General features: G+C 62.7%; 12 protein-coding genes. 7 read left to right on the top strand and 5 right to left on the bottom strand.

Annotated elements, in window-relative coordinates:
* Nucleotides 1-27: 27 nt before the first annotated feature.
* The gene (locus AB656_RS03460; RefSeq protein ID WP_081924865.1) at nt 28-813 is read right to left on the bottom strand and encodes a uracil-DNA glycosylase; all 786 of its coding nucleotides are present in this window, start codon (nt 811-813) and stop codon (nt 28-30) included.
* 154 nt (nt 814-967) lie between these two features.
* Between AB656_RS03460 and AB656_RS03455 the strand changes: the two genes are divergently transcribed.
* From AB656_RS03455 to groL, 3 genes are all read left to right on the top strand, one after another.
* Entirely contained in the window at nt 968-1,630 is a 663-nt protein-coding gene (locus AB656_RS03455) for a LytR C-terminal domain-containing protein (protein ID WP_033503755.1), read from the top strand.
* Nucleotides 1,631-1,775: 145 nt separating this feature from the next.
* Nucleotides 1,776-1,982, top strand: a complete 207-nt coding sequence (locus tag AB656_RS03450; protein ID WP_033503756.1) for a cold-shock protein — start codon at nt 1,776-1,778, stop codon at nt 1,980-1,982.
* Between the two features lie 497 nt (nt 1,983-2,479).
* Entirely contained in the window at nt 2,480-4,096 is a 1,617-nt protein-coding gene (groL, locus tag AB656_RS03445) for a chaperonin GroEL (RefSeq protein WP_033503757.1), read from the top strand.
* 170 nt (nt 4,097-4,266) lie between these two features.
* Here the strand turns inward: groL and AB656_RS03440 are convergent, their stop codons facing one another.
* Nucleotides 4,267-4,560 (bottom strand): WXG100 family type VII secretion target, encoded by a 294-nt coding sequence (locus AB656_RS03440; protein WP_033503758.1) that lies wholly within the window; start codon nt 4,558-4,560, stop codon nt 4,267-4,269.
* Between the two features lie 82 nt (nt 4,561-4,642).
* On the opposite strand from AB656_RS03440, the gene AB656_RS03435 reads away from it, so the two are divergent.
* The 3 genes from AB656_RS03435 to AB656_RS03425 are packed head-to-tail and all read left to right on the top strand — an operon-like array spanning nt 4,643 to nt 7,939.
* Nucleotides 4,643-5,425, top strand: coding sequence for a TPM domain-containing protein (locus AB656_RS03435; protein WP_144418923.1), 783 nt, complete (start codon nt 4,643-4,645; stop codon nt 5,423-5,425).
* Between the two features lie 4 nt (nt 5,426-5,429).
* Nucleotides 5,430-6,176: a response regulator transcription factor gene (locus tag AB656_RS03430; RefSeq protein ID WP_033503759.1), complete on the top strand. Its 747-nt coding sequence runs from the start codon at nt 5,430-5,432 to the stop codon at nt 6,174-6,176.
* On the top strand, nt 6,173-7,939 hold the full coding sequence (locus tag AB656_RS03425; RefSeq protein WP_051905307.1) for a HAMP domain-containing sensor histidine kinase: 1,767 nt from the start codon (nt 6,173-6,175) through the stop codon (nt 7,937-7,939). The genes AB656_RS03430 and AB656_RS03425 overlap by 4 nt, the downstream gene beginning before the upstream one ends.
* Nucleotides 7,940-8,091: 152 nt before the next feature.
* Here AB656_RS03425 and AB656_RS03420 read toward each other — a convergent pair whose 3' ends face one another.
* The 3 genes from AB656_RS03420 to AB656_RS03410 all read right to left on the bottom strand — a co-directional run bounded on the left by AB656_RS03420 (nt 8,092) and on the right by AB656_RS03410 (nt 10,562).
* Nucleotides 8,092-8,436: a hypothetical protein gene (locus AB656_RS03420; RefSeq protein ID WP_033503760.1), complete on the bottom strand. Its 345-nt coding sequence runs from the start codon at nt 8,434-8,436 to the stop codon at nt 8,092-8,094.
* A gap of 64 nt (nt 8,437-8,500) precedes the next feature.
* Nucleotides 8,501-9,364, bottom strand: a complete 864-nt coding sequence (locus AB656_RS03415; RefSeq protein WP_033503836.1) for an ATP-binding cassette domain-containing protein — start codon at nt 9,362-9,364, stop codon at nt 8,501-8,503.
* A gap of 37 nt (nt 9,365-9,401) precedes the next feature.
* Nucleotides 9,402-10,562 (bottom strand): ROK family transcriptional regulator, encoded by a 1,161-nt coding sequence (locus AB656_RS03410; RefSeq protein WP_033503761.1) that lies wholly within the window; start codon nt 10,560-10,562, stop codon nt 9,402-9,404.
* Between the two features lie 241 nt (nt 10,563-10,803).
* On the opposite strand from AB656_RS03410, the gene AB656_RS03405 reads away from it, so the two are divergent.
* Nucleotides 10,804-11,979 (top strand): substrate-binding domain-containing protein, encoded by a 1,176-nt coding sequence (locus tag AB656_RS03405; protein ID WP_033503762.1) that lies wholly within the window; start codon nt 10,804-10,806, stop codon nt 11,977-11,979.
* The last annotated feature ends 83 nt before the right edge of the window (nt 11,980-12,062 follow it).

Below are 12,062 nucleotides of genomic sequence, written 5' to 3'. Positions count from 1 at the left end.
TCTTGACGAAAGGGACCCCGCCGATTCCTAGCGCAGCCGCCAATCCACGGGCTCAGCCCCCATCGAGCGCAGGGCTTCGTTGGTCCGTGAGAAAGGCTTGGAGCCGAAAAAGCCATAGCGGGCCGACAGGGGTGAAGGGTGGGGCGATTTGATGACGTAAGCGTTGGTCAGCAGGGGCTCGAGGCTTTGCGCCTGCCTGCCCCACAGGATCGCGACCAGGGGTTTGGGCTTGCCATGCGGGTCCTTGCGGGCGTTCAGGGCCCGGATGGCGGCGTCGGTGACTTCCTCCCAGCCCTTGCCTCGGTGGCTGGCGGGCTTGCCGACGCGCACCGTCAGGCAGCGGTTGAGCAGGAGGACGCCCTGGTGGGTCCAGGGGGTCAAATCGCCGTTGGTGGGACGGGCTACGCCGAGGTCGGAGACCAGTTCGGTGAAGATGTTGCGCAGGCTTCCGGGCACTGGGTCCACATTCGGCTCCACGCAGAAGCTCAGTCCCACCGGATGGCCGGGGGTGGGGTAGGGGTCCTGGCCCACGAGCAGGACCTTGACCGAGTCGAAGGGAATCGTGAAGGCCCGAAGGATGTTCTTGGAGGCCGGCAGGTAGCGGTGGCCTTGGGCCAGTTCGGAGCGCAGGAAGTCCCCCATCCGGTGAATCTGAGGCTCAACGGGGGCGAGCGCCCGCGCCCAGCCTGGTTCGATGAGCTCGGACAGGGGCTTACGATTGGCTGCCGGGCCACCTCCCGTCGTCGATTCAGTGGTTTGCTGGTCCTGCGTCTTCGGGTCTTCGGGCTCGTTAAAGAGCCCCGCTTGTTCCATCGGCTCCATATGCTGTAACTATAATGTGTCCAATCAGCGATTGCCGGGTGGGCCTTTCGGACTGCTGACCGGGCTGACTATTAGACTGTGCCTTATACGTGTCCGGAGGATGCACGCCTTGGTGCATGGCGGACGGACGGAGGAAGGTCGGTCTATGGCAAGCAAACGCGACGAGAACGCCGGTTACCAGCCGTACACGCCGGACGAGTTCGATGACCCGCCGGAGGGGCCGGTCGGGGTCCACCGTGGCCCGCGCTCGCTCGCCGTTCGGGTGGTCCCTGTCATCGTCATTATCCTTTTGGCCGTCTTGTGCGGCTTGGGCGCTTGGACCGTCGTCTCTGGTGGCAAGATGCCCTGGCAGCACCAGCAGACCAGCTCCGCCAAGGTTGACCAGGTCCGCCGTAAAGTCGAAGCCGGGCGGGCGAAGAGCAATGGGGCGCAGGGCCAGCAAGGCAACGAAAGCAAGTCCCCGAGCCAAGCAGCTCCCTCCCAGTCGGCCCAGCCTTCGCCTGCGGCCAGTCAGACTCAGCAGCCAGCGCCGGCTCCTGTGGCCAATAAATCGGCTCAGGTGCGGGTGATCAACGGAACCTCAATCACCGGTTACGCCGCTAGCAGACGCCAGGCCTTGGTCTCCGCCGGCTATACGAGCGTCACCGCGGACAACCCGACAGGGCAGCTGCCCCCGGCCAGTGTCGTCTGGTACCAGAACGAGAGCGACAAAGCGACCGCCGAGGACGTGGCGAAGACGCTGGGCATCGCCAGCGTCCAGCAAGTTCCAAGCGCGTCGGCCCCTATCGTCGCGGTCCTGCGCAACTGAACCGGGAGCGGTGGGAGAGTGGAAAATCGCGGTCCCGCTTCGGCGTTTCTTCCTACTGGTCGGATAAACTGAAAGAGCTGATTTGGCAGCTGCGGTCAGTTTCGTATCTGCTGTGACACAGCGATTTATATTAAGGAAGTTAGTTATGGCACAAGGAACTGTGAAATTCTTCAGCGATCAAAAGGGATATGGTTTCATCACCCCCGATGATGGCAGCGAGGACATTTTCGTCCACTACTCTGCGATTGACTCGCCGGACTCTCACAAGCTTCTTCATGAGGGCGACAAGGTTGAGTACGAAGTCGAGAGGAGCGCGAAGGGTCTGCAGGCCACGACCGCTCGCGTGATCTGATTCTTTAGCAACGGGCCCTACTTGGGATTCCCTGCAGGCTCCGGCTGGTGCCGGGGCCTTTTTCGTGCCCGCGGACGACCCCGGCTCGGTCACGGTCGTGTCTTCGCCTGGACTCTGGATATGCCGTTGCGGTGGGTGCGGGTTTTCGGGCTCGGCGTCGAACCCCTGGAGTGAGGCCGTGCTTTTCCGTGGGCTCGGGTGGACGGAGCGGCGGACGGGCACGTTTTTCTCGGATTTCCGACAGCTTTGGCGCGAAAGCCCATCCAGATGCGCCGCCCCGGGTTTGGGCCGCTCATTGAGGTCAAAGGTGATGCGGTGCGACCGCGGTTCTCGCCGCAAGCGTATTCGACTGGGCGGGGTTGGCACTCGGAGTCGTCGAGTGCTAATCTCGTGCTTAGCACTCGAAGCGTGAGAGTGATAAGTCGGCAGCTGACGGCTGGCCCTTCGCTCCCGCCCAGGGTGGACATGAACACTCAAGCCATGTTGGAGGATTACAGATGGCAAAGATCATCGCGTATGACGAGGAAGCCCGCCAGGGAATGCTCGCCGGCCTGGACAAGCTGGCCGACACCGTCAAGGTCACGCTGGGCCCCAAGGGCCGCAACGTCGTGCTGGATAAGTCCTACGGCGCTCCGACCATCACCAACGACGGCGTTTCGATCGCCAAGGAAATCGACCTGGAAGATCCCTACGAGCGCATCGGCGCCGAGCTGGTCAAGGAAGTCGCTAAGAAGACCGACGACGTGGCCGGCGACGGCACCACGACCGCTACCGTCCTCGCTCAGTCCCTGGTGCACGAAGGCCTGAAGAACGTGGCCGCCGGGTCCAACCCGATCGCCCTGCGTCGCGGTATCGAGAAGGCCGCTGACGCCATCGTCAAGGAACTGATCGCCGAGTCCAAGGATGTCGAGACCAAGGAGCAGATCGCCGCCACGGCCACTATCTCCGCCGCTGACCCCGAGGTCGGCCAGGAAATCGCCGAGGCCCTGGACAAGGTCGGCCAGGACGGCGTCGTGACCGTCGAGGACAACAACCGCTTCGGCCTGGACCTCGAGTTCACCGAGGGCATGCGTTTCGACAAGGGCTACATCGCCCCCTACTTCGTGACCAACAACGACGACCAGACCGCCGTGCTCGATGACCCCTACATCCTGCTCACCTCGGGCAAGGTGTCCAGCCAGCAGGACGTGGTTCACATCGCTGAGCTGGTCATGAAGACCGGCAAGCCGCTGCTGATCGTGGCCGAGGACGTGGACGGCGAGGCGCTGCCCACCCTGATTCTGAACAAGATTCGCGGCACCTTCAACTCCTGCGCGGTCAAGGCCCCTGGCTTCGGGGATCGCCGGAAGGCCATGCTGCAGGATATGGCCATCCTGACGGGCGCCCAGGTGGTGTCCGATGAGCTGGGTCTGAAGCTCGACTCCATCGACACCTCCGTGCTCGGCACCGCCAAGAAGGTCATCGTCTCCAAGGATGAGACCACCATCGTCTCCGGCGGCGGCTCCAAGGAAGAAGTCCAGGCTCGTGTGGCCCAGATTCGCGCCGAGATCGAGAACACCGACTCCGATTACGATCGTGAGAAGCTCCAGGAGCGTCTGGCCAAGCTGGCCGGTGGCGTGGCCGTCATCAAGGTCGGCGCCGCCACCGAGGTGGAGGCCAAGGAGCGCAAGCATCGCATCGAGGACGCCGTGCGAAACGCCAAGGCGGCTGTTGAGGAAGGCCTGCTGCCCGGTGGTGGTGTGGCCCTGATTCAGGCTTCCGCCAAGGTGGAGTCCACTGTCAAGCTCGAGGGCGATGAGGCCACTGGCGCCGCTATCGTCTTCCGCGCCATCGAGGCCCCGATTAAGCAAATCGCAGAAAACTGCGGTCTGTCCGGCGATGTCGTCATCGACAAGGTTCGCACCCTGCCCACTGGTGAGGGCTTCAACGCCGCCACCAACGAGTACGTGAACATGCTGGACGCCGGCGTGGCCGACCCGGTCAAGGTGACCCGTTCCGCCCTGCAGAACGCGGCCTCCATCGCCGGCCTCTTCCTGACCACTGAGGCTGTCGTGGCCAACAAGCCTGAGCCTGCCGCTCCGGCTGCCCCGGCCAACCCTGACATGGGCTACTGAGCCTGAAGCTTCCTGCATAGGGCTTAAGGGGTCGTTCCTAGACGGCCCCGTACACGACCCCGGTCGGATTCGCGAGGCCAACGCGATGGCGCTGGTCCGGCGAATCCGACCGGGGTCTTCTGCGGCTGCCGGGCTCGTCCGGCGACCGGGGGGTGAAAAACCGTAGGGTCTCAGGAGGATGCGAAGAGCCGGGCCGCTTGGGCTTCGGCGTCCGAGTAGACCGAGGAGGCCTGGGTCAGAGCGGATTGCATGCCCTCCAAGGCCTGCTCCATCTGCTGTTGGGCGCTGCGCCACTGGGCCGCGACCGCGTTGAACTGGCTGGCCGCTGCGCCGGTCCACACCGATTGGAGATTGTCCAGGTTCGAGTACATCCCGCTGACTGCGTCCCTGATTGACGCGATCGAGGAGGAGACGGCGGAACCCGCGGACTGGATCTGTTCTGAATCCACTTGATACTGAGGCATGAAGCCTTCCTTTCTTTTGTGACTTTCGTTCGTACGCTGGGCGGCCTCCAGCCCTTCCATATCTGCCGCTACAGTGGACCCTATGACGTGTGAGGACGGTGGATGCGGTTTGCGGGAGCATGTGGTCGAATGTGGGACTCGCGCGGGCGATGTGGATAAGCGTTCGCCCCGGGTCAGGGGCAATCAGCTCTTCACGGCCTTTTTCGCCTGCCTTCTGGTCGTGTTCATGGTTTTGCTGTCCCTGGTTGTCCCAACTGCTTCCGCTAGGGCTGCTGGCTCCACCGGCGAGAAGGGGGAGGTTGGCGCCCTGACCGACCAGATAACCGATACCCAGAACCTTCTGGGATCGAACGTCGGCGCGGTCACTGACGCTATTAATGAGACCCAGAGCAAGACCGGCGTCCATGTTCGCCTCCTTTACCTGCCCTCCTTCTACCCGGGCAGCAACCCGGACAAGTGGGCCAGCCAGGTCTTGGAATCAACCAAGCCACCAGCGAACACGGTCCTTTTGGCGGTGGCCTCGAAGGACGGCAGACTGGTCGTGGCGGTCTCCGCCAACTCCGACGCTTGGCTCAAGGAGCAGTCCACCGTCGATGACCTCTCCCAGGCGGCTTTGGGTCCCATCAGCGACAAGGATACGCCGGACTGGGTGGGTTCCGCCCAGGCGTTGATGCGCCAGGTTGATCGCTCCAAGAGTGACCATGAGCGGCGGACGACCCTGCGTTGGGTCGCTGTCGGCGGGGTGGTCTTGGCCTTGTTGGTGGCAGCGGCGGTCATCTGGTGGTTCCGTCGGCGTCGCCAAAGGAAGCGGTTGGGACGTCACAGTGAATATACAGGAAACGCTCAGGAGCAGGCGGCACGCTAGAGTTATGAGCAAGCCTATTGAAGCATCCATCGTTGTGGTGGACGACGAGCCATCCATTCGGGACCTTCTCGTCGCTTCCCTGCATTTCGCCGGTTTCGAGGTGACGACCGCAGCCTCGGGATCCGAAGCCATCGAAGTGATCGAGCGCACGCAGCCGGACCTGATTGTGTTGGATGTCATGCTGCCCGACATCGACGGGTTCACTGTGACCTCCCGCATCCGGCAAGAGGGCGTCTCCGCCCCGATTCTCTTCCTCACCGCGCGCGACGACACGCAGGACAAAATCATGGGACTCACAGTCGGTGGCGACGATTACGTGACGAAACCCTTCTCCCTGGAGGAGGTGGTCGCCAGGATTCGCGCCATCCTGCGGCGCACCCACGAGCAGGCTGAGGATAGTCCGATCCTGCGCGTAGGCGACCTGGAGATCAACGAGGACTCGCACGACGTGACCCGAGCTGGTCAGCCGATTGAACTGAGCCCCACTGAATACAAGCTTTTGCGCTACCTGATGGACAATGAGGGACGTGTGTTGTCCAAGGCGCAGATTCTCGACCATGTCTGGCAGTATGACTGGGGCGGCGACGCCGCGATCGTCGAATCCTACATCTCATACTTGCGCAAAAAAGTGGATGGCGTCACAGTTACCGGTCCGGACGGCCGATCCAGCAAGGTTGAGCCGCTGATTCAGACCAAGCGCGGCATTGGTTACATGATTCGCGGCCCTAAGGGCTCTATGGACGAGCGATGAGCGCTCAAGGCCGCGATTCCTTGCACGCCTCTCCGGTCGCCTCGACCGCCGCGCCGGAGGGCCAGGGCACAGAGGAGGGCCAGTCCCGTCAGAGGCTGCTGGATTCCATACCCCTGACCACCAAGCTGATTGTCTCCATGTTGGTCCTGCTGGTTGTGGGCACACTCGGCATTTCCCTGGCCATTCGCCAGATGGCGGGCACCTATCTCCTGCAAAAGACCGACACCCAGCTGATTCGACAGGCCAAACTGGGCATCCGCAACGCCACCCTGCTCAACCGCGAGGACTTAAGCAAGCATGGGCTGGGGCCCACTGACTACTTCCTGCAAGTGCGCGACAGTAACATGGTCATCATCTCCGACGACCTGAACCCCATGCGGGTCAACGGCGTGGTGTCCGTCCCCAAGCTGCCGGCCGACGGCCAGGATGGTGGCGTGCAGATGGGGCAACCATTCACCACGCCGGCGGTGATCAGCAAATCCACTGACGGGCCCGTCGACCGAGACGGCCTTAAACGCGCCAACGCCCCCTGGCGGGTGGTGGCCATGCGCTGGAGCCTGGACGACCCGGGCGGCATGGGCGTCAGCAAGGGGGTCTTGTTCATAGGCCTGTCGTTGGGCGACCAACAAGACACGATCCATGCTCTGACCCAATACTGCTGGATGGTCGGCATCCTGATCGTGCTGTTGGGGGCGGTGATCGCGGCCCTCCTGATTCAGAATACGCTGGCCCCGCTTAAACGCATGGAGAAAACCGCGGCCAAGATTGCCGCCGGCGATCTTTCCAGGCGCATCCCAGCTGGTCCTGTCAACACCGAAGTCGGGTCCCTGGCCGCCTCCCTCAACGCCATGCTGGCCCGGATCGAGCGTAGTTTCCGTGAGCAACAGGCGACCACGGAGAAGATGAAGCAGTTCGTCTCCGACGCCAGTCATGAGTTGCGTACCCCCTTGGCCGCCATCCATGGCTACGCCGAGCTCTACCGGATGCAAAGGGAGCTGCCTGGCGCCCTGGAGCGGGCCGACGAGTCGATTGGGCATATCGAGGCCTCTTCCACCCGCATGACCGAGCTTGTCCAGGACCTCCTCTCCCTGGCCCGGATGGATGAAGGCAGGGGAGTGGATACCAGCCTGGACGTCAACCTGACCTCCTTGGTCAACGACGCGGTGGATGACCTGCACGCCTTGGACCCCGACCGCGAAATCACCCGTGGTTTGCTGGACCTTCCAAAGGGCGGCGGCAACGCATTCGTCTTCCGTAAGGCTCCTTGGGAGCGCATCGACTTGGTCGGCGACCCCACCCGTCTGCGGCAGGTGGTGACCAACATCATCGGCAACGTCCACCGCTACACCCCACCGGACAGCCCGGTCGAAATCGGCTTGGGCCGGATTTCGCTGCCCTGGGAGTCGGGGCGGTTGACTTTCATGCCGCCCAGCGAAGACTCCTTGGACGCCCTGATCCAGGCAGCCGGTCCTGCTGGTGCCGACAACGGTGGTGATTACGTGATCATGCGCTTCAGCGATCACGGGCCCGGCGCTAGTCAGGAGGCCTTACCTCGCCTGTTCGAGCGCTTCTACACCGCCGACCCGTCCAGGGCTCGACTTAAAGGTGGCACCGGACTGGGACTGGCAATTGTGCGCTCGATTGTGAAGGCCCACCAAGGCCTCATCTGCGCTTCGGCCACGCCCGGCGGTGGCCTGACCTTCACTGTGGTGCTGCCGCAGGGGCGAGTGGATGCCGCCACGCCACAGGGGGACGCTGACTGAGTTAGGCCCGCTGAGTGGATCCAGAGGCTGCTTTGGCGGGTTTCTTATACGGCCATTCCGCCGTTCACTAGAGAGTAGGAGGCGCCCGCCGTGGTCTTGTTACCGCGGCGGGCGCTTTGTGAGGGATGCCACCGGAATAAATGCCCCCCTGCTCAGCGCTTGCCGGTTTTGCCCTTCTTAGTAGTGCGTGACTTGTGTTTCTTGCTGGTGGGACGGCAGACGGGGAAGCGCTTGATGATCCACGCGTACAAGGGCGGTATGCGCACCAGGCCGACGCCGGCGATCATGGCGATGATGAGAGCCCAGGAGGCGGCGTCTTGGCGGGTCAGGATGAGTGCCAGCACGCCGCAGAGCCCGATGAACCCGGTCATCTGTTGCATGCGCTGCTGGCGGTCGCTCAACTGCTCCTGCTTCCAGGGTAAGGCCCCGAACAGGCCACCGATGACCAGGCCGGCCATAGTGGAGCAGATGATGATGGTGAGGTCGAAAGTGGACATATGGCGGTTTCCTTACGATCGGTGGTAGGAGGGTGGATGGGCGGCGCGCAGTCTCTCTGGTCGGTCAGCCACCCTCCCCGGTCCGGGATATGGCGGCTTTGACGCGCATACTCCTGTCGATCAGCATGCGCCCCTGATGGTCGGTCCGCTTGCGCTTGGTTGGATGGGCGCCGGGCCCCTCGCCGTCGGTGTCGACGCCAGCGATTTGGGCGATGATCTCTTCGTAGCTGGTGTCTTCGGTGTTGTGCACGCCGTTGATCCGGCCCTGGCGCAACACGACGATGCGGTCCGCCACAGCGAACACGTCCGGGAGGTCGTGGCAGATCATCATGACCGAGCGCCCCTCGGTCCGCAGCCGTTTGATGTAGGTGAGCACCTCGGCGGTTTGCATGACGGATAGGGAGGCCGTCGGTTCGTCCAGCAGCACCAGGCTGGGGTTGTTGAGCAAAGTGCGGGCTATGGCCACCGTCTGACGCTGCCCGGTCGAGAGGGAGGCGATGGACTGCCCGATGCCAATCGAGGAAGCGAAGGTGTCCAGAATCCTGCGTGAGCGTGAGCGCATGGCCTCGTCGTCACGGATGCCAGCCCTTCTGGTGAGTTCTCGGCCCAGAAAGAGGTTGTCCGAAACGTTGAGGTTCTCGCAGAACTCCTGCCCTTGGAAGACGGTGCCGATGCCCATGGAGTCAGCTTCATGCACATTGCTGATTGTTACCGGCCCGCCCCGCCAACGGATATCGCCTTTCGTGGGTTGGTACAGGCCGGCGATGACCTTCATCAGTGTGGACTTACCGGCGCCATTGTCGCCGACCACAGCGACCACCTCCTGGGGGAAGATGGTGAAGTCCACTGATTTGAGTGCTTCGATGAACCCAAACCGCATGGTGATGTCGCGGAGTTCCAAGAGTGGTGTGTTAGCTGTTTGTGTCATGTTCCGCCTCATCATTGGCACGCCATCCACCGTCGTCTCATGCTGGTGGCCTGTCCTCTCTGTCCATGACGAGCAGGGCGGCCCCCAGTGCCGGCGCATCCAGTGGATATTGAGAGGATACCACTTGTATAGGGGTCAAAGCGTTAGGGAACAGCAAGCGCTGGAGCGCCTCGGCCAGGGGGTCCAGGAACATGTCGCCGGCGGTGGCCAGCCTGCCGCCGACCACGACGAGTTCGGGGTCCACCGATATGCACAGATCCGCGGTCACCGTGCCGATGCGCACGGCCGCGTCCGATATGACCCTGCGGCAGCCGGGGTCGCCGGCCAGTGCGGAGCCGACCAGGTCTTCCAAGGTCATGTTGCCGTGGGTCACGCTGAGCAGGGAGATCAGCCGTTCCTCGCCAACGACGGTGTTCAGGCATCCGCGGTTGCCGCAGGCGCAGATTGAGCCCAGGGGGTCGACCTGGATGTGCCCGATCTCCCCGGCCAATCCGGTCACACCGCGCATGAGGGAGCCGTTAACCATGATTCCGGCCCCAACGCCGCTGCTCGCGTCAACGTAGATGAAATTGCCTTTGCCGACCGTGGCGCCCATCCTGAACTCGCAGATGGCGCCCGCATTCGCGTCGTTGTCCACCACCACCGGCACTTGCAGCGCAGTTCCGAACGGACCGGCTAGATCGATGCCGTCCCAGCCGGGGAGGATGCCGGGGACGGCGATGACGTGCCGGATGGAGTCGACCGGGGCGGCGACGGTCAGGCCCACGCCCTTGATTTCGTTGGGTGAGGCGCCGATGCTGTGCACAGTCTCGTTGATCAGGATGATAGCTCGCTCGATGGTGGTATCGGCCTTGTGGCTGAAGGCGAGGGGGAGCCGGTGGCTGGCCAGGATGGTCTTGGAGTAGTCAATCACGTCGATCAGGAGTTCGCGCTCACCGATGTGCACGCCTACGAGTAGCCCGTCCTTGCGGGCTGGCGCTACCAGCGTGGCCCTACGCCCGTTCCGTATGGTGTTCTGCGTCTCCAGGCGCCGCTCGTCGACCAGTTGGCGCACCAAGGTGGACACAGTGGCAGTGGACAGCCCAGTGGTCTCTGCCAGTTCCACTTGCGTCATGGCGCCGAACCTGGTGATCGCCTCCTGGATCAAGGCACGGTTGCCCTCCCGTAGGGAGCTTTGAGAACCGAATGCACGTGCCATGACACTCAAGTGTAGCGCTTTCGCGGGCGGTTGTTGGGGTTGCCTAGGTGCACAGGATATCGCGGGGGGAAAGGGGCAGCGGTATTGTATTTGGTTTTAAAATGCAAAACCAGTTTATAGGCGTTATTGAGTTTGACAACTTAACATAAAGCGATACTCTTATCTTTATGCCCGCCATCTCATCGGGGGGCTGGCAAGCGCAGGTGCTTGTCCGAACAAGATGGGGAAAGAGAGTACAAAGATGCACTTGACCAAGAAAGCGTTCGCGGTGGTCGTGGGTGTCGCCGCCTGCCTGTCGTTGTCGGCTTGCAGCCACACCCGTGGAGGCCAGTATGCGGACGGGGCCCAGGGAGGCATAGAGAAGGGCGCCACCATTGGCATCTCCATGCCAACCAAGTCCGAGGAACGTTGGAACAAGGACGGCAACAACCTTAAGAAGAAGCTGGAGGCGGCCGGTTACAAGGTCATCCTCTCCTTCGCTGACGATAAGCCCGCCCAGCAGAACGCCGACATCGAGAATATGGTAAACAACAACGCCAAGATCGTGGTCGTGGCCTCCAAGGATGGCACCGCTGTCGGCCCGGCCGTGGAAAAGGCCCACGACGCCGGCGCCAAGGTCATCGCTTACGACCGCCTGATCATGAACACCAAGGCCGTCGACTACTACGCTACCTTCCAGCTGGAGCAGACCGGTGTGTTGGAGGCCAACTATCTGATCGACAAGCTTGGTCTCAAGACCGGCGCCAAGGGCCCCTTCAATGTGGAGCTCTTCTCTGGCTCGCCCGACGACAACAACGCCAAGTACTTCTTCAAGGGTGCCTGGCAGCTGTTGCAGCCCTACTTCAAGTCCGGCGTGCTGGTGAGCCCCTCCAACCACGGCGGCGGCGTAAACAAGGACTTCAAGCTTTCGGATTGGCAGAAGATCTCCGTGCAGTCGTGGAAAGCCGAGCAGGCCCAGAAGGATATGGAATCCATCCTGGATTCCAGCTACGCGCATGGTGAGAAGCTGGATGCGGTTCTCAGCCCCTACGACGGCATCTCCCAGGGTGTGATCAACGCCATCCAGTCCAAGCGCCCCGACATGCAGCCTGGCGGCGCCAACTGGCCCTACATCACCGGCCAGGACGCTATGGAGATCGCTGTGGCCAACATCGCCAAGGGCACCCAGGGCCAGACCGTGTTCAAGGACGTGAACAAGCTGGCCAACGCCGTGTACGACATGGTGATGGAGATCGCGCAGGGCAAGAAGGTCACCGGCCTGAACGGTAAGTTCAACAACAACACCATCGACGTGCCCTCCGAGTTGCTCGACCCGCAGAACATCACCAAGGACAACCTGCCCGACCTGGTTAAGGCGAAGTATCTCACCCAGGATCGATTCGACAAGCTGGTCTCGGGCGACGTCGCTGCCCAATAGCCGCTGAGGCGGGGCGGTCTGGGATGGAGGCCGCCCCGCCATCCCGGCCCCGCGGCGCGCATCGCGTCAGGTGCCGCCGCCGG

The organism is Bifidobacterium actinocoloniiforme DSM 22766 (assembly GCF_001263395.1).
In the GTDB taxonomy this organism is placed as follows: Bacteria; Actinomycetota; Actinomycetes; order Actinomycetales; family Bifidobacteriaceae; genus Bombiscardovia; species Bombiscardovia actinocoloniiformis.
This window is presented reverse-complemented; position numbering and strand designations above follow the sequence as displayed.